The organism is Caballeronia sp. DA-9, from assembly GCF_051615025.1.
Taxonomy (GTDB): domain Bacteria; phylum Pseudomonadota; class Gammaproteobacteria; order Burkholderiales; family Burkholderiaceae; genus Caballeronia; species Caballeronia sordidicola.
In genome coordinates, this window is record NZ_CP195133.1 from 749,446 (window position 1) to 767,166 (window position 17,721).

At 60.2% G+C, this 17,721-nt stretch carries 13 protein-coding genes; 9 read left to right on the top strand and 4 right to left on the bottom strand.

From position 1 onward, the window contains the following. The first annotated feature begins 47 nt into the window (after positions 1-47). Both ACRWA7_RS19580 and ACRWA7_RS19585 read left to right on the top strand, forming a co-directional pair. Entirely contained in the window at positions 48-1,595 is a 1,548-nt protein-coding gene (locus tag ACRWA7_RS19580) for an FGGY-family carbohydrate kinase (RefSeq protein WP_438395578.1), read from the top strand. Positions 1,596-1,598: 3 nt separating this feature from the next. Further along, the gene (locus ACRWA7_RS19585; protein WP_438395579.1) at positions 1,599-2,336 is read left to right on the top strand and encodes an SDR family oxidoreductase; all 738 of its coding nucleotides are present in this window, start codon (positions 1,599-1,601) and stop codon (positions 2,334-2,336) included. A 311-nt stretch (positions 2,337-2,647) separates the two neighbouring features. On the opposite strand, the gene ACRWA7_RS19590 is transcribed toward ACRWA7_RS19585, so the two are convergent. From ACRWA7_RS19590 to aspT (ACRWA7_RS19600), 3 genes are all read right to left on the bottom strand, one after another. Further along, entirely contained in the window at positions 2,648-3,493 is an 846-nt protein-coding gene (locus ACRWA7_RS19590; RefSeq protein WP_438395581.1) for an aldo/keto reductase, read from the bottom strand. 119 nt (positions 3,494-3,612) lie between these two features. Continuing rightward, on the bottom strand, positions 3,613-5,325 hold the full coding sequence (aspT, locus tag ACRWA7_RS19595; RefSeq protein WP_060857028.1) for an aspartate-alanine antiporter: 1,713 nt from the start codon (positions 5,323-5,325) through the stop codon (positions 3,613-3,615). Positions 5,326-5,407: 82 nt separating this feature from the next. After that, complete coding sequence (gene aspT / locus ACRWA7_RS19600) at positions 5,408-7,090, bottom strand: aspartate-alanine antiporter (protein ID WP_438396700.1); 1,683 nt, start codon at positions 7,088-7,090, stop codon at positions 5,408-5,410. Positions 7,091-7,679: 589 nt separating this feature from the next. Between aspT (ACRWA7_RS19600) and ACRWA7_RS19605 the strand changes: the two genes are divergently transcribed. The 6 genes from ACRWA7_RS19605 (at position 7,680) to pdeM (ending at position 15,870) form a co-directional block, all read left to right on the top strand. Then, positions 7,680-8,663, top strand: a complete 984-nt coding sequence (locus ACRWA7_RS19605) for a LysR family transcriptional regulator (protein ID WP_060857030.1) — start codon at positions 7,680-7,682, stop codon at positions 8,661-8,663. Between the two features lie 42 nt (positions 8,664-8,705). Further along, the gene (locus ACRWA7_RS19610; RefSeq protein ID WP_438396702.1) at positions 8,706-9,698 is read left to right on the top strand and encodes a 2-hydroxyacid dehydrogenase; all 993 of its coding nucleotides are present in this window, start codon (positions 8,706-8,708) and stop codon (positions 9,696-9,698) included. Positions 9,699-9,921: 223 nt separating this feature from the next. Next, positions 9,922-10,962, top strand: coding sequence for a ligase-associated DNA damage response exonuclease (locus ACRWA7_RS19615; RefSeq protein WP_438395584.1), 1,041 nt, complete (start codon positions 9,922-9,924; stop codon positions 10,960-10,962). Beyond that, a complete protein-coding gene (locus ACRWA7_RS19620) occupies positions 10,959-12,617 on the top strand; it encodes an ATP-dependent DNA ligase (protein ID WP_438395586.1) in 1,659 nt (552 codons plus the stop codon). The genes ACRWA7_RS19615 and ACRWA7_RS19620 overlap by 4 nt, the downstream gene beginning before the upstream one ends. Next, positions 12,614-15,205 (top strand): ligase-associated DNA damage response DEXH box helicase, encoded by a 2,592-nt coding sequence (locus ACRWA7_RS19625; protein ID WP_438395588.1) that lies wholly within the window; start codon positions 12,614-12,616, stop codon positions 15,203-15,205. The genes ACRWA7_RS19620 and ACRWA7_RS19625 overlap by 4 nt, the downstream gene beginning before the upstream one ends. Further along, positions 15,202-15,870, top strand: coding sequence for a ligase-associated DNA damage response endonuclease PdeM (gene pdeM, locus ACRWA7_RS19630; RefSeq protein WP_438395589.1), 669 nt, complete (start codon positions 15,202-15,204; stop codon positions 15,868-15,870). Before ACRWA7_RS19625 ends, pdeM begins: the two co-directional genes overlap by 4 nt. Here pdeM and ACRWA7_RS19635 read toward each other — a convergent pair. After that, positions 15,864-16,304 carry a hypothetical protein gene (locus ACRWA7_RS19635; protein ID WP_438395590.1) on the bottom strand — a complete coding sequence of 147 codons (441 nt, stop codon included), beginning with the start codon at positions 16,302-16,304 and terminating at the stop codon, positions 15,864-15,866. The genes pdeM and ACRWA7_RS19635 overlap by 7 nt on opposite strands. A gap of 235 nt (positions 16,305-16,539) precedes the next feature. Here ACRWA7_RS19635 and ACRWA7_RS19640 point away from each other — a divergent pair, with 235 nt between their 5' ends. Beyond that, complete coding sequence (locus ACRWA7_RS19640) at positions 16,540-17,712, top strand: MFS transporter (RefSeq protein WP_060857035.1); 1,173 nt, start codon at positions 16,540-16,542, stop codon at positions 17,710-17,712. Positions 17,713-17,721 lie beyond the last annotated feature (9 nt).

Below are 17,721 nucleotides of genomic sequence, written 5' to 3' on the forward strand. Positions count from 1 at the left end.
TCCGCCTGGGTCAGCGCGCGGAAAATCTTGAGACATGGAGCGAGGCAATGGCTTCTTACGTAATAGGCGTCGATATAGGCACGCAAAGCACCAAGGCTTTGCTGGTCGATCTGCAGGGCGGGATCGTCGCGCAGCATTCGAGCGCTTACCATCCCGACACGCCCAAGCCGCTTTGGGCAGAGCAGTGGCCTTCGGTGTGGCTTGACGCCGTGAAAAAGACAATCAAGGCTTGCGTGACGAAAGCCCTTGCCGAGGGCATCGTCAAAAGCGACATCAAGGCGGTCTGCATAGGCAGCTTGTACGGCGGATCGGGCATTCCCGTCGACGCTGAAATGCGTCCCTTATATCCGTGTCTGATCTGGATGGATCGCCGTGCGACGCACGAAGTGGAATGGGTCGAGAAGACTGCCGATACAACGCGGCTCAAGCAGATAACCGGCAATGGCATAGACAGCTATTACGGCTATACCAAGATGCTATGGCTCAAGAATAATCAGCCCGATGTATGGAGCAAGACCCGTTATTTCCTGCCGCCGAACGCGTACATCATTCATGAACTGACAGGCGAACTGGCGGTCGATCATAGTTCGGCCGGAAATATTGGCGGTGTGTATGACATCGCCAGGCGGTCATGGTCGCAAGAAGCGTTGGACATGCTTGGCATTCCCGCTGCAATGATGCCCGCGCGGCTCGTGGATTCGTCGGAGATCGTGGGTGGCTTGCTGCCTGAATGTGCTGCTGAGCTTGGCCTTGCAAACGATACGCCGATCATTGCCGGTGGCGTGGATGCCGCCGTCGCCACTTTTGCTGCCGGCGTCACGCGCGCGGGCCACCATGTTGCGATGATCGGCACGAGCATGTGTTGGGGCTACATCAATCAGAACGTCGATGCCAGTCACGGTCTGATCAGCATGCCGCACGTCTACAACTCGCAGAAGGACATCTATATCTTTGGCGGCGCGATCACTGCGGGCGCGTCGGTCACGTGGTATCGCGAACAGTTTTGCCATGCGGAGACCGAAGCGGCGAAAGCAACCGCTCATGGCGATCCGCACAAGCTGCTTGAAGAGGCCGCGGCGAAAATAGCCGCCGGTTCCGATGGCGTTGTGTTCCTGCCTTATCTGATGGGCGAGCGCAGTCCGGTTTGGGACGCAAAGGCGAGCGGCACGTTCGTCGGGTTGAGTCTTTATCACACTCGTGCGACGTTGTATCGGGCTGTGCTGGAAGGCGTGGCGTTTGCGCTCAAGCACAACATGGAGGCGGGGCGCCGCGGCGCGCAGTCGCTGGATGAGAAGTTGATCGTCGTGGGCGGCGCGGCGCATTCCGATCTCTGGATGCAGATCATCGCGGACGTCACGGGGTATCCGGTGTGGTCAATTGAAGAAGAGGTCGAAGCCGCCATGGGCGCCGCGCTGCTCGCCGCGCTTGGCACGAACCTCATTACGCGCGAGACGGCCGAGGGAGGGTGGGTGACGTTGGTGGAACGCGCTCGTCCCGATGCCCAGCGCCAAGCGTTATACGCCGAACGCTTTGGCGTGTATGTCGATCTTTATCCGGCTTTGAAGCCCATCATGCATCGCTTGCAGGCAAGTTGAATCATGCAAACACATTTCGATTTCAATGGGCAGTCGGTTTTGGTTACGGGTGCATCGAGCGGGATTGGACGGGCTATTGCCGTCATGTTGCGTGTTGCGGGGGCGCGGGTGGTCGCGGCCGGCCGCAATGTGGCTGCGTTGGATGCGCTTGCTAGTGAAACCGGCTGCGAGCCGTTGCTTCTCGATGTTTCCGATCCAGTGCGGATAGCTGAAGCTTTTGAAAATCTCGATGCCTTCGATGGCCTTGTGAATTGCTCCGGCACGACGGCGCTGGATAAAGCGATTGATTTCACCGCCGCCGATTTCGATCAGGTCATGGCAGTGAATGCACGCGGTGCGGCACTGGTTGCGCAGCAAGTCGCGCGCGCGATGATCGCAGCAGGCAAGCGCGGCAGTATTGTGAATGTTTCGAGCCAGGCAGGGTTGGTCGGGCTTGAGGATCATCTGGCTTATTGTGCTTCTAAGTCTGCACTTGATTCCATTACCCGGGTGATGTGTCTTGAGCTTGGGCCTTTTGGGATTCGCGTGAATAGCGTTAATCCAACCGTCACGCTTACGCCAATGGCTGTCAAGGCCTGGAGCGAACCCGCCAAGAGGGAGCCTGCTTTGAAGGCTATTCCCTTGGGACGGTTTGTTGAACCCGATGAGGTGGCCGCGCCAGTGCTTTTTCTTTTGAGCAATGCTGCAGCCATGATTTCAGGGATCGTTTTGCCAGTTGATGGCGGGTTTATTGCAAGGTGATTTTTTTGGGCGGGGTCCTGCTTTTTGGGGTTTTGCGCGTTTCGTGTTCGTTGATCTTTCTAGCACTGTTAGCCACTGTCCGTGGCGGGACTTCATTTCTTTGTCCAACGGCGACAAAGAAACGAAGCAAAGAAAACGCCTCTCAACCGCCAATTCTTAAGTGGACCAAGCGTGCAGTGATATCTGCTTGGGACTTCAAAAGAACCCTCGACGCCATAACCACCAATACCTGAAACCCTCCCCCTCCGTATCCCTACATCCACACGCTTCGCCACCAGCGTTCTCGGGCAAGCTCCGCGCGCGCTTGCGCACTAGAGCATTTCGAGCGGGCGCTTTGATTTCGGTGGCTTGAATTGCGCGTCGATCTGCGACAGTTCTTCCTCCGATAACGTAATGTCCCGCGCCGCCGCATTCTCAACGACGTGCTCAATCGTCGACGCCTTCGGGATCGCAATGACCTCCGGTTGCCGTAATACCCACGCAAGCGCAATTTGCATTGGCGACACACCGCGTGCCGCGGCAATATCGTTCAAGATACTTTGCTTCGGCAGCCGCAGGTGGTCTACCGGACTGTAGGCCATCGCGGGCACACTTCTCTCACGCATCCAGGGTAGCAGGTCGAACTCCGGGCCGCGGCGCGCTACGTTGTACAAGATCTGATTTGCAGCGCAGCGGTTGCCGTTTTCAAGCGCAAAAAGTTCGATCATGTCGTCGGTGTCGAAATTGCTCACGCCCCAATGCCGAATCTTGCCAGCAGCCCTGAGACTCTCAAACCCCGCAATCACGCCTTCGAGATCCTCACCGCCGCGCCAGTGCAGCAAGTACAAATCGATTCGGTCAGTTTGCAACCGCTTCAGGCTTCGCTCGCATGCAGCCTTCACGCCGGTTTCACTGCCGTTGTGCGGATACACCTTGCTGACTATAAACAGCTCCTCCCTGCGATCACCCAACGCCTCAGCAATCAGTTTTTCACTGTCACCATCGCCATACATCTCGGCGGTATCTATAAGCGTCAGCCCTGAATCAACACCGGTTTGCAACGCCTTGATTTCTTCACCACGAACGCGCGAATTTTCGCCCATCTCCCATGTTCCCTGGCCCAATGCCGGGATCTGTTCTCCGGACAGAAGTCGAACGGTTTTGTTTTGCGAAGTCATCGGAAATCTCACACGGTCTTGAAGTCTGGTTGGGCCACGGATGCGCGCGCCAGTTCAATAATTTACAACACGGATGCGTGCAAACATGGTCCGTTCGCCAGCACGCATCCGTATGTTGATCAGACGAGACCCACCAGCAGCGGTCCCAGCAACGTCAGCAATACATTGGCCAGCGCATACGTGATCGCGAACGGCACCGTAGGCACCGCACTCTCGGTCTTGTCCAGCAGCGCGCCGAACGCAGGGTTCGCACTGCGCGACCCAGTCAGCGCGCCCGCCAAAAGCGCCGCGTTGGTGTATTTGAGGACGTAGCGGCCAAAGATCATGGTCAGGATGAGCGGCAAAACCGTGACGACTACACCCAGCAGGAAAATGGTCATGCCGCTTTGCTTGACCGTCACCACCGCCTGCAAGCCTGAATTCAAGCCGACAGCCGCCACGAACGCCGCAAGCCCGAAGTCCTTCATCAACTGCGACGCCGCCGAGGGCATGACGCCATACATCGGATGCTTGCCGCGCATCCAGCCGAATAGCAACCCCGCAAGCAGGCAGCCGCCGCCCGAACCCAGCGTCAGCGGCACCCCGCCAACATTCACCACGATCAAGCCAATCAACAATCCCAACACAATGCCCACACCCATATAGATGAAGTCCGTTTTGTTCGTGACGGGCAGTTCGTAACCGGCTGCATCGACGGCGCGCTTGGTGTCCTGCGGCGATCCGTAGAAGGTGATTACGTCACCATGCTCGAGCTTGGTTTCGGGCAGGATCGGCAACGGCTGGTCAGCACGCTTGATCTCCTGCACGAACACGCCATGGCGCAAATCGCGATCTACCGTCGTGCGCACCGCGGCGATCGTCATGTGATTCATGCCCTTTCTCGTGAACACGCCTTGCCGGTTCTGCATGACCACGCTGATGCCGTCGGTATCTGCTACTTCCTCGCCAATATTCGCTGCCGCCGCGACCATCACCTCGCGCCGCCCGACCACGAGCACAACGTCGTTCGCCTGCAACATCACGTCCGGACGCGGTTCCAGCGCCTTGCCGGCACGCCTGATCCGCTCGATGGTGATCATGTCCGACTCGGCCAGCTCGATCTCGGCGACCGTGCGGCCCGCAGCCCCGCCCGTCACGCTTCCAGCAGGAGCGCCGGTGATCCGGTAAGCGCGTCCGACCAGCTCCGGCAAGGCGGGCGTCTGTCCTGGTCCATGCGCGACAGAACCGCCAAGCAAGCTCTTCTCGGCTTCGGCGGCCGCTTCCTTCAAGCCTTGTCCCATGAACTTCGGCAGCACATTCACGCACACGATGATCGCGCCCAGCGACCCAAACACGTACGTCACGGCGTAGGCGATCGCCACATCGGATTGCAGGGACTTGGTCTCGGCCACGGGCAGGCCGAGCCGCGCGATGGCATCGCCCGCCGTACCGATGATCGCCGACTGCGTGAGCGCCCCGCCGGCCAACCCGGCCGCAATGCCCTTGTTCAGCCCGAAGAGCTTCGCGCACACGAGCACCGTCAGCAATGCGGAAACTGCCAGGAACACGGCCATTGCTATCTCGCGCAGCGTCTTGCGCGACAAGGAGTTGAAAAACTGCGGACCCGAGTCGTAGCCGACTGCGTAGATGAAGATGGCGAACATCACGGACTTGACGCCGTTATCGATCTGGACGCCAAACTGGCTGATCACGACCGCGGCCAGGAGCGAGCCACCCACGCCGCCAAGCTGGAACTTCCCGAAGTTGATCTGGCCGATGAAGTAACCCGCCGCAAGCGACAGGAATAAAGCGATTTCCGGGGACTTCGTGAGAATCTGATGTATCCATTCCATAATGCCCTCGCTGGTTTGTGTACCGTCGGACTTCCCGCTTCAACGCCTTTACCGCACACTCCCGTTGCCTTTCAAAGACTTCCTACCCGAACTTGCCCGCAAGTCCGACAATCAGCGGCCCCATCAGCGGCAGCAGCACGTTCGATAACGCATACGTGATCGTGTAACCAATAACAGGCGTTGCGTTTCCTGTCACCCCAACCAGCGCGCTGATTGCCGGCGTGCTGCATTGCTGGCCCGCAATGGCGCCCAGCAGCATGGGCACTTCCAGCTTGAGCAGCCAGCGGCCGATGGCGAGCGAAACGAGCGCCGGCCCGAGCGTGATGACGACGCCCGCCGCCGGCAAGGCAATGCCGTATTCACGGATGAGACGAATCGCGTCGGCGCCGGCGCCAAGACCCACCGCGGCGATAAATGTGCACAGCCCGAAGTCCTTGAGCACCTGCGCGGCGGCGGAAGGGAGCGACCCGATCAGCGGAAAACGCGAGCGGATCCAGCCGAACAACAATCCCGACAGCAGACAGCCGCCGCCCGTGCCGAGCGCGATCTGGATATCGCCCAGCCGGGCGCTCAAACGTCCTACGAGAATCCCGAGGATCACGCCAATGCCGAGGAAGACGAAATCGGTCTTCAGCGTCGCGCGCACGATATATCCAAGCTTCGCCGCGCCGCGCCTGACGTCCTCGGCGGCGCCAATCAGCGTCAGCACGTCGCCGCGATGCAACTGCGTCCCAGGCAGAGCGGGGATCGTGCTGTCGAGGCGCGTGACGGCCGAGATATAGACGCCATGGCTATCGGCCGGGGTTGCGCGGGCGCGTACCTGCGCCACGGTCAGGCCGTGCACTTCGCGCCGTGTGAGCATGACGTCGAGCGTTTCGGCGTAGACGTCCGCCACGTCGCTTCCTGTGACTTCCTCGCCAATGGCCGGCAGCGCGTTCACCAATGCGGCGCGGCGCCCGCCGATCACAATGCGGTCGTCGCGCTTCAACACGAGACCCGGCTGCGCCTTGACTATCGAGCGGCCACGCATGACGCGTCCGACGGTGATCTCATTGCCAAAGCGCTGTTCCAGCGCGTCGACGCGCATCTGCGCCGCGCCTGTCACGCGGACTTCACGCGCCACCAGCGACGGCGCCGCGACTTGCTGCCCTTCCGCGAGCGCGCTGTCGCCGCCCAGGCTGCGCCACAGGCGCTCGGCTTCGTCGCGCAGGTTCACGCGCAGCATCAGCGGCGCGATCTGGCTCACGAACAGGACGATGGTGACAAGTCCGAACAGGTAACTCACGCTATATGCCGTGACAATATTGGCCTGCAGCCGCGCGATTTCGGCGGCGGGCAAGGACAGCTTGCCGATCGCCTCGGATGCCGTGCCGACCACGGCGGATTCTGTCGCGGCGCCCGCAAGCAGTCCGGCTGCCGTGCCGCGATCGAGCTTGAACAGCACAACCGCGCCCAGCACCAGTCCGATCACGACAACGATCTCCACGATTGAAAGCAGCCCGTAGCGCCAGCCCCGGCCGATATTCGCGAAGAATTGTGGACCTCCGGTGAAACCCAGTGCAAAGATGAACAGGGCGAAGGCGATGTTTTTAAGATCTGGAGAAAGCCGCGCACCGCTTTGACCCAGGATCAAGGCGACTATCAAGGTTCCGCAGACACCGCCCAACTGTATGGGCCCCAGCTTGAAAGAGCCGATGAAAAAGCCGATTGCCAGACTGGCGAACAAAGCTATCTCGGGTTGACGCGCCAAAAGATTCAAAATTATCACCTTGATTGCGTATTGATTTGCAACGATCAAATGCATGCAGCAATTGAATTAAGGATCCGGTTAATTATCTTATCACCTTTAAAGTTAAATTAATTGGATGAGCTATCGTCAGCTTTTGTAATTGTCAAGCTCCGATAACCTGATTTTTTATGTGGTTCTATTGTCGCGAAGACTTAATCTCGGACATACGCCATTAAATCGATTCAACTTGGAACGTACACGAAGCGTACCTCACTCTGCGTACCCAGAAGCGGCAACGGTCCTGCCAAAGCGGTTGTTTCCTTCAAAAATAACCGCTATTTGTTAGTAACGCGACAAAAGTAGAACGCTGCGGGTCAAGCTTCGAATCAAAAACATGCATAAATCAGACGATCTATTCCAAAATCCGGGCAAGTGTAATTTTTCATTGCAATGACTTCGCAAATGTGAAAGTCTTACGTTAATGCGGAATGCAAACCAGAAATAAAGAAAGTGCAATCCGCATTGCGTCAACGCATTCGATTGACGCCGAATCAAAAAACGCTGCATGCGTGGGTGATACGCAATGCGGTTCAACGTAATTCAGGACACTGAGAGGTAAGACACGATGAATCAAATTCATGCAATGCGGGTTTTCGTGCGGGTGTCGGAAACCGAAAGCTTTAGAAGAGCTGCGCAACAACTGGATGTATCGAACGCTCTTGTTACTCGCGCGATTGCCATGCTCGAAGCACATCTGCGAACCCGGCTTATCAATCGCACGACTCGCAACCTCTCGCTTACGGAAGCCGGCACGCGTTATCTCGAAGGCTGCCGCGCATTATTGGAAGAACTCGATCATCTGGAATCGATGGTCGCTCATACAGAAGGAGACCCCAGTGGCACACTGCGCGTAGTTGCATCCGGATCATTGTCGTTGATGGCGCTGACACCGCTGATCGATGGATTCCGGCAGGTTTATCCGAAAGTCAATGTGCGCCTGACGCTGTCCGAGCGTCACGTCGATCTGGTGGAGGACGGCTTCGACGTGGGCATCGTCACCGCATTCATGGTGTCCAGCACGGCGCTCGTGGAACGTCCCGTTGCAACCAATACGCTGATTCCAGTCGCCACGCCCGCTTATCTTGAAGAGCACGGCTCACCCAGCACGCCTGCCGACCTGCTTCATCATTCGTTCGTGGCACTGCCAAGCGAGATGCGCAGCGCCACCTGGCATTTCCGTCATCGCACCAACAGCAGCGCTGACCAGGTCACGCTCTCGCCCGTCTATACGGTCAACAGCGCCCTGATGGTGCGGCTCGGCACGCTCGCTCACATGGGCATCTCAATCCTTCCCGAAGGCGTTGTGGCAGCCGACCTAGCGGATGGCTCCATGGTGCGCGTGCTGAGCGACTATGCAATCGACGACCCGGATGTCAAGGTGTCCATTGTTTATCCCGGGCGCCAGTATTTGCCTGCCAAGACCCGTGCGTTCATCGATTACACTCTTGAACATATGGGCCCGGGCGGAGAAGTTGGAGTGCCGCAGCAGCCGGACAGCATCCTGGCCCGGCTTTCGATGGTGCCGCCGGCAAGCGCTATTGCTAATTGAAACTGAAACATTGCATCAAAGCGGGGTTACAACTCGATGCCGATCTCCATGATCGTCTTCAGCAGCCGTCAATATGATCGTGACGTCTTCACCGAGGCAAACGCGACTTTCGGCTATACCCTGCAGTTCCAGGAATCGCAACTCGACGCGCAGACGGCGGTTCTCGCGCACGGTTGCAACGTGGTCTGTCCATTTGTAAATGACGTCGTCGACGAAGCCGTCCTTGGGACGCTTCGCGACGGCGGCACTCAACTGGTGGCGCTGCGCTCGGCGGGCTTTAACCACGTCGATCTGGACGCTGCAAAGCGATTCGGAATCGGCGTGGTCCGGGTGCCCGCTTATTCGCCTTACGCAGTAGCAGAACACGCAGCCGGATTAATCCTCACGCTTAATCGCAAGCTGCACCGCGCATATGCCCGGACTCGCGACGGCGACTTCTCGCTTAACGGTTTGCTGGGTTTCGATCTGCACGGAAAGACACTCGGGATTATTGGCACCGGAGTCATTGGACGTGTCTTCGGCAAAATCATGGCTGGTTTCGGCATGACCTTGCTTGCACACGATCCAGGACCGCCCGCATCAGACCTGATAGAAGCGGGAGCCCGATATTTGCCGCTTGAGGCGCTGCTGGCCCAGTCCGACATTGTCAGCTTGCATTGCCCGCTTCTGCCTTCCACATATCACCTGATCGACGCTGCCGCGCTCGCACGGATGAAACGTGGCGTAATGCTCATCAATACAGGACGCGGCGGGTTAATCGACAGCAGCGCACTTGTCGATGCATTGAAAAGCGGCCAGCTAGGTCATCTCGGTCTCGATGTCTATGAAGAAGAGGGCGGACTTTTCTTCGAAGATCATTCGAATCATCTTTTGCAGGATGATGTGCTTGCGCGGTTACTGTCCTTTCCGAACGTGATCGTTACTTCTCACCAGGCGTTTTTCACGCGTGAAGCATTGAGCGAGATCGCAAATACAACCCTTGGTAATGTAAAAGCATGGTTCGACGGTTCACCGCGTAATCAGACTCATTTCTAATTTCGTTCATTCAGTGGGCGTGCAATAACATCACTTAATTCAATAAGATAATTTGATACCGGTCAATTGATTAGTACGGACATTTTATATTTATTTTGTATTCGTCATACAAATATGATTTTATGACGATGGCCTCGGTTTTTGAATAGGCACAGCATCTGCTTGAGCTGAATTGCGTCGGCTGTTTTCGGCCGTTTTTGGCTTTTTTCAGGCAGGTGGCGGGTTGGATACAACAAAAGACCTGATTGTCGCGAGGCCGGAAGGCCTTTATTGCCCGCCGGGCGATTTTTTTATCGATCCATGGCGTCCCGTCGAACGGGCAATCATTACGCACGCCCATGCCGATCACGCCCGGTTTGGCCACGCGCGCTATCTGGCAGCCGAAATGGGCGTTGGCGTGTTGCTCTCCCGTTTACCTGGTATTGATTTGCAAGGCATTCCCTATGGTGAGCGGCTCCTCATAAATGGAGTTTCCGTCTCCCTGCACCCCGCCGGCCACGTACTCGGCTCGGCGCAGGTGCGGGTGGAATACGCCGGGCGCGTCTGGGTGGCCTCCGGCGACTACAAGGTCGACCCGGATCCGACCTGCGCGGCGTTCGAACCCGTGCGCTGCGATACCTTCATTACAGAGTCCACATTCGGTTTGCCGATTTATCGATGGGAACCGTCTCGCGTCATCTTCGACGGCATCGATTCATGGTGGCGGCATAACGCCTCGGAAGGACGTGCTTCGGTGCTGTTTTGCTATTCGTTCGGCAAGGCGCAGCGGATTCTCGCCGGAGTCGACGCCGGTATTGGGCCGATTTTTTGCCACGGCGCCGTGGAACCGCTGAACCGGGCGTATCGCGCGTCGGGCGTGGCGTTGCCCGAGACGCGTCTTGTCAGCGATATCGCCGCGAAGGACAAGAGCGTGTTCAAGGGCGCGCTGGTCGTCGCGCCGCCTTCGGCGCAAGGCAGCACGTGGATGCGGCGTTTCGGCGACTATAGCGACGCTTTCGCTTCGGGCTGGATGCGCCTGCGCGGCACGCGCCGCCGACGCGGGCTCGACCGGGGCTTCGTGCTTTCAGATCACGCCGACTGGCCAGGCTTGCAAATGGCCATTGGCGCGACGGGGGCCGAGCGCGTGATCGTCACGCACGGCCAGATCGAACCCATGGTGCGATGGCTGCGCGAACAAGGGCTCGAAGCGGGCGCATTCACGACCGAATACGGCGACGACGCGATCGAAGCGGACGTGGCCGAACCCGACACGGCTTCTCAATGAAGCGCTTCGCCGCGTTATACACCGCACTCGACGGCACGACTTCGACAAAAGAAAAACTCGAAGCGCTGATCGCGTACTTCTCGGCGGCCGAACCCGAAGACGCGGCATGGGCGTCGTATTTCCTGAGCGGCGGCAAGCCGCGCCAGTCCGTGCCTACGCGGCTGCTCACCGAGTTCGCCCGCGAGCGCGCCCGTTTGCCCGAATGGCTTTTCGACGAGTCCTATCAGGCTGTCGGCGATCTGGCCGAAACCATCGCGCATATCCTGCCGCCGGCCGAACGCACGTCCGAACTCGGCCTCGCGCAATGGATCGAAGGGCGCGTACTGACCTTGCGCGGCCTCGATCCCGACGAACTCCGTACACATTTGCTCGGCTACTGGGACGAACTCGACTGGGGCGAGCGCTTCTTGCTGACCAAGCTGATTGGCGGCGGCTTTCGGGTTGGCGTGGCGCGCCAGCTTGTGGTGCGTGCGCTGGCGGAAGTTGCGGGTGTCGATCACAAGCGCATCGCGCAACGCATGGTCGGCTGGACCGACTCGCGGCAAGCGCCTTCGGCTGCACGCTATCTTCGGCTGATCGCCCCCGAAGCCTCCGCCGACGACGAAACCGCCGCACCGCACGAAAGCGATATTGGCCTGCCTTATCCGTTTTTTCTCGCGCATCCGTTGCAGGCCGATCCGGCGACGCTTGGGTCGCCATCGGAGTGGATTATTGAATGGAAGTGGGACGGAATTCGCGCGCAACTCGTGAAGCGTGGCGGGCGCGTGTGGCTCTGGTCGCGCGGCGAGGATCTGATCACCGATCGCTTTCCCGAGATCGCCGCGTTGGGCGAGGCGCTTGCCGACGGCACCGTGATCGATGGCGAAATCCTCGCGTGGGAACCTGGCGCCGATACACCCTTGCCGTTCGCGCGGCTGCAGCCGCGGATCACGCGCAAGACGTTATCGAAGAAAGTATTGGCGGATTCCCCCGCGACGTTTCTCGCCTACGACCTGCTGGAGTCGGGTGGCCGCGATCTGCGCATGACGCCCCTGATGGAACGCCGCACGCAACTCGATGCATTGGCAAGCGAGCTCGCCGTGGATTTGCTGCGCGTTTCGCCGGCGGTCAATGCCGGCGACTGGAACGCGCTGACCGTGCTGCGCGAGGAAAGCCGCGGGCGCGGCGTGGAAGGCTTGATGCTCAAAGGCCGCGATTCAATGTACGGCGTCGGCCGCACGAAGGCATCGGGGACGTGGTGGAAGTGGAAGATCGAGCCGTATGCCATCGATGCCGTTCTTCTCTACGCGCAACGAGGCCACGGCCGGCGCGCGAGTCTGTACACCGACTTTACTTTCGCCGTGTGGGATGAAGCCGACGGCGTGCGCACGCTGGTTCCTTTTGCGAAGGCCTATTCGGGCCTCACCGACGAAGAAATGCGTAAGGTCGATGCCATCGTGAGAAAGACGACCATCGAAAAGTTCGGGCCTGTGAGAAGCGTCACGCCGACGCTCGTATTCGAGATTGGCTTCGAAGGCATCCAGGCGAGTCCGCGCCACAAATCAGGCATTGCGGTGAGGTTCCCGCGCATGTTGCGATGGCGCACGGACAAGCAGATCGACGACGCCGATACGCTCGCCATGCTCAAGGGTTTCCTAGATGGAGCCGCGCCATGAGCACGCCCGCTGACGCCAGGCGTCGTGCGCCGCGTCCGCGCCGCGTGCCGAAAACACGCGCGGCGCAAGCGAAGGCGGATGCTGTCGCCGAGTTGTTCCGGCCATCGCCGGTGACAATTGATCCCGACGCTGCAAACACGCCCTTCGATACACGCCTGAACGCGTGGTTCGAACGCAATGGATGGCAGCCGTTTCCGTTCCAGCGCGAGGTTTGGAAGGAGATTCAGGGCGGCGCGAGCGGCTTGCTGCACGCGACCACGGGCGCGGGCAAAACGTGGGCCGTATGGCTTGGCGCGTTGGCGGCCTACGCGAGCGAAGCACGCGAACAAAAGACGGCCGCGCCGCTCACGGTCCTGTGGATCACGCCAATGCGAGCCCTTGCTGCAGACACCGCTCGCGCATTGCAGAGCGCCGTGACGGAGCTTGCGGTGCCGTGGACCATTGGCTTGCGTACCGGCGACACCCAATCCGCCGAGCGCGCGCGCCAGAACAAGCGCATGCCCTCGGCGCTGGTGACCACGCCCGAAAGCCTCACGCTGATGCTCACGCGCGCGAACGCGGACGAGGAAATGAAACACGTGCGTCTAGTAGTCGTCGATGAATGGCACGAGCTGCTCGGCAACAAGCGCGGCACGCAGACGCAACTCGCGCTCGCACGTCTCACGCGCTGGCGGCCCGAATTGCAGGTGTGGGGTTTATCGGCGACGCTCGGCAATCTCGACCTCGCCCGCGACGCGTTGCTCGCGCCCGTGAAAACACCACGCGTCGCGGTGCGCGGGGCGCAACCGAAAACGCTGATCGTCGATACGCTGATTCCCGACACCATCGAACGTTTTCCCTGGGGCGGTCATCTCGGCGTGCGGCAGGTCGAACCGGTCGCGGCCGAAATCGATCATGCGCGAAGTTCGCTCGTCTTCACCAACACGCGTTCGCAGTCCGAAATCTGGTATCGCGCGCTGCTGGAATTGCGGCCGGACTGGGCCGGTTTGATCGCGCTGCATCACGGCTCGCTCGACAAGGAAGTCCGCGAGTGGGTCGAACTCGGTCTCAAGAACGGCCAGTTGAAAGCGGTGGTGTGTACATCGAGCCTGGATCTTGGCGTCGATTTCCTGCCGGTCGACCGCGTGTTCCAGATCGGCTCACCCAAAGGCGTCGCACGGCTGATGCAACGCGCGGGACGCTCGGGGCATGCGCCGGGACGCGCGTCGCGCGTGACCATCGTGCCCACGCATGCGCTCGAACTCGTGGAAGCAGCCGCCGCACGATGGGCGGTGGAAGAACGGCACATAGAAGGCCGTGAGATGCCCTACAAGCCGCTCGATGTCCTCGTGCAGCATCTTGTAACCATCGCCATCGGCGGCGGCTTCAAGGCGCCGGAACTCTTCGATGAAGTCCGCACGACCTACGCTTATCGCGACCTCACGCAGCAGGAATTCGACTGGGCGCTGACGTTCGTGGAACGCGGCGGCGCGTCGCTTGCGGCGTATCCCGACTTTCATCGCGTGACGCCTGACGCGAACGGCGTGTATCGCGTGCCGCGCGAGGACCTGATCCGGCGTCACCGCAACAACGTCGGGACGATTGTCGCGAACGCGACCATCAACGTGGCGTACATGACGGGCGGCCGGATTGGCGCAATGGAAGAATCGTTCATTTCGCGGCTGAAGCCGGGCGACGTCTTCACCTTCGGCGGCCGCGCGCTGGAACTGATCCGCGTGCGCGACATGACGGCCTACGTAAAGCGCGCGACATCCTCGCGCGGCGCGATGCCGCAATGGGCCGGCAGCCGCATGCCGCTTTCGTCCGAACTCGCCGAGGCCACGCTGATGATGCTCGCGCGCGCCGTCAACGGCGTCTACGACGAACCCGAGATGCAGGCCGTGCGTCCGCTGCTGGAATTGCAGGCGAAGTGGTCGGCGTTGCCGGAGCCCGGCGTGCTGCTGGTCGAAATGATCCGTTCGCGCGAGGGACATCATCTGTTCTGTTATCCGTTCGCGGGACGCATGGCGCATATTGGCCTTGGGTCGCTGATTGGCTGGCGGGTCGCGCGCGATCAACCGAGCACGTTCTCCATATCGATGAACGACTACGGCTTCGAGTTGCTGTCGGCGCGACCGTTCGACTGGGAGGCGCTCATACAGGAAGGGCTTTTTTCGCCCGATAATCTCGAACACGATATTCTCGCGAGCCTCAATTCGTCGGAACTCGCGGCGCGCCGTTTTCGCGAGATCGCCCGCGTGTCCGGGCTGATTTTCCAGGGCCATCCGGGCCAGCAAAAAAGCGCGCGGCAATTGCAGGCATCGAGCGGATTGTTCTATGAAGTTTTTCGCCGGCACGACAGCGACAACCTGCTGCTCGCGCAGGCCGAGGAAGAAGTGATGTTGCAGGAACTCGAACTTGAACGCATGCGCGCCGCGCTTCAAAGCATGAGCACGAGCCGGCTGGCGCTCACCCATCCGAAGAAGCCGACGCCGTTTGCGTTTCCGCTGATCATCGCGCGGCTTCGCGAAAAGGTGAGCACTGAGAAACTCTCGGATCGTGTGGCGCGTATGCTCGCCGATCTGGAAAAAGCGGCGAACATTCGATGATCGAGGCGTTGACGGTGGATGTCGGCGGCAATGCGCTGGTTTTATCGGCGGCGCGGGCGGCGTTCGATCCGGTGCTGAAAACGTTGTTTATCGCCGATGCGCATTTCGGCAAGGACGCCGTATTTCGCGCGCGTGGTATTCCGGTGCCCGAAGGTTCGACCGCCGAGACCCTCGCACGGCTCGATGCGTTGATCGCGATGCATCGTCCTGTCAGCGTGATCTTTCTTGGCGACCTGCTACACGCGCGGGAATCGCACGCGGCAGCGACGCTTGGCGCGCTTGCCGAATGGCGTTTGCGGCATGCTGGCTTGCGGCTGATCCTGGTGGAAGGCAATCACGATCGCCATGCGGGCGGGCCGCCCGAGGCGCTGGAAATGGAAGTTGTGGACGAGCCCTACAGGATCGGGCCGTGGGCGTTGTGCCATTATCCGCAGCGTGTGGCGGGCGCATTCGCGCTCGCGGGGCATGAGCATCCGGTGTATCGCGTGGCGGCCCGGCACGACAGTGTGCGCCTGCCGTGTTTCCGCTTCGCCGCTAATGCCGGCGTGCTGCCCGCGTTCGGCGCGTTCACGGGCGGTTATGAGGTGAACGAAAACGCCCGCGACGAGCGGATTTTCGTGATCGCGGGCGAGCGGGTGATGGCGGTGCGGCCCGAACCTCAGTGATAAATCGTCTTCGATGACACGAGTTTGGTCAACGTCCCGCGCTGGAACCTGTACCAGCCTTCGGCGCTTTTGAGCACGACCTCGTCGCGCTGCCAGAACACGCCGGTGAGCTTCATGCGCCGTCCCAGGCGCTCGACCGTGGGCGGGCGCTTCGTGAAATCGTAAAGCAGGAGTTCGGGCGCGCCTTCATCGAAGGCTTCGACGATCATTCGCGCCCCGGACGGCTCATCGAAATGTGCGATACGGCGCGCGGTGATCCGGTCGAAGGTGGCGCCGTTGAGTTGGGCATCAATGCCATTTCCCTGCTGCACGAATGTCACGCTTCCAGCCGTAGTGCGCACGGGGCCGGCGCTCGAATCGGCTTCCTGGGCGAATGCGTGAGACACGGCGAGGGCGGCAAGCAGCAGCGATAAAACGATCCGGAATAGGTTCATCGAACATCCTTGTGGAAATGGCACTCCGCAAGCTAGACCGGGCGAAGGGGAAAAGCAACATACATGCACGTTCAGCCGATAAAAATCCCAACTCGTTGAATCGGCACTCAAAATCTCAGGGTTTCCACCGATCAAACCCGAAAACGTTCGGTACAATTTGATCCCTTCAGCCCGCCCGAGCCAGCGTCTTCACCCCGATAACGCGCGACCGGCAGGCTCATAGCCCGCGCACGCCATGCCTTTGCCCCTTCTTGCCCTCGCCATTGCCGCATTTGGCATCGGCACGACCGAATTTGTGATCATGGGCTTGCTGCCCAACGTCGCGCGCGATCTTGGCGTGTCCATTCCGGCCGCGGGCATGCTCGTGTCCGGTTATGCGCTCGGCGTGACCATCGGCGCGCCGATTCTCGCCATCGTCACCGCGAAAATGCCGCGCAAGAAAGCGCTGATGATCCTGATGGCCGTGTTCATTGTGGGCAACATGCTGTGCGCCATTGCGCCAGGATATTGGGTGCTGATGGCCGCGCGCGTGGCGACCGCGTTTTGCCATGGCGCGTTCTTTGGTATCGGCTCGGTCGTGGCTGCCGATCTCGTGGCGCCGAACCGCCGCGCGCAAGCCATTGCGCTGATGTTCACCGGCCTCACGCTCGCGAACGTGCTCGGCGTGCCGCTTGGCACCGCGCTCGGTCAGGCGGCCGGCTGGCGGGCCACGTTCTGGGTCGTGACGCTGATCGGCCTCGCGGCGGCCGGCGCGTTGTGGGTCTGCCTGCCAAAGCACATCGAAATGCGCGAATCCAGCATCCTGCGCGAATTCAGGGTGCTCAAGAATCCGCAAGTGCTGATGGTGCTGGGCATCAGCGTGCTGGCGTCGGCGAGCCTGTTTTCTGTCTTCACCTACATCACGCCAATTCTCGAAGACGTGACCGGTCTCTCGCCGCACGCGGTCACCCTCGTGCTGTTGCTATTCGGACTTGGACTGACGGTTGGCAGCACGCTCGGTGGCAAGCTCGCCGACTGGAAACTGCTGCGCTCGCTGCTGACGTTTCTGGTTTCGATCATCGTCGTGCAAACGATTTTCGCGGCCACCATGCACGCCGCGATTCCCGCGATGATCACCATCTTCATCTGGGGCGTGCTTGCGTTCGGGATCGTGCCGCCGTTGCAGATGTTGATTGTGAATCGCGCGAGCGATGCGCCCAATCTTGCCTCCACGCTGAACCAGGGCGCATTCAATCTCGGCAATGCCACGGGCGCGTGGCTTGGCGGCATGGCAATAGGCGCGGGCGCGTCGCTCAGCATGTTGCCGTGGGTCGGCGTGGTAATGGCGTGCGGCGCGTTCGGCCTGACACTGCTTTCGGCAACGCTCGACAAACGCGCGCGGCGTATGGGCGTCGGGCAGGCGGTTTGAGGCAACGCG

Bases quoted from the DNA above. Each gene is read 5' to 3' on its own strand.
- ACRWA7_RS19640 (WP_060857035.1), top strand. From the start codon at position 16,540: ATGCCTTTGCCCCTTCTTGCCCTCGCCATTGCCGCATTTGGCATCGGC.
- ACRWA7_RS19620 (WP_438395586.1), top strand. From the start codon at position 10,959: ATGAAGCGCTTCGCCGCGTTATACACCGCACTCGACGGCACGACTTCG.
- ACRWA7_RS19635 (WP_438395590.1), bottom strand. From the start codon at position 16,304: ATGAACCTATTCCGGATCGTTTTATCGCTGCTGCTTGCCGCCCTCGCC.
- ACRWA7_RS19625 (WP_438395588.1), top strand. From the start codon at position 12,614: ATGAGCACGCCCGCTGACGCCAGGCGTCGTGCGCCGCGTCCGCGCCGC.
- ACRWA7_RS19605 (WP_060857030.1), top strand. From the start codon at position 7,680: ATGAATCAAATTCATGCAATGCGGGTTTTCGTGCGGGTGTCGGAAACC.
- ACRWA7_RS19580 (WP_438395578.1), top strand. From the start codon at position 48: ATGGCTTCTTACGTAATAGGCGTCGATATAGGCACGCAAAGCACCAAG.
- ACRWA7_RS19585 (WP_438395579.1), top strand. From the start codon at position 1,599: ATGCAAACACATTTCGATTTCAATGGGCAGTCGGTTTTGGTTACGGGT.
- pdeM (WP_438395589.1), top strand. From the start codon at position 15,202: ATGATCGAGGCGTTGACGGTGGATGTCGGCGGCAATGCGCTGGTTTTA.
- aspT (WP_060857028.1), bottom strand. From the start codon at position 5,325: ATGGAATGGATACATCAGATTCTCACGAAGTCCCCGGAAATCGCTTTA.
- ACRWA7_RS19590 (WP_438395581.1), bottom strand. From the start codon at position 3,493: ATGACTTCGCAAAACAAAACCGTTCGACTTCTGTCCGGAGAACAGATC.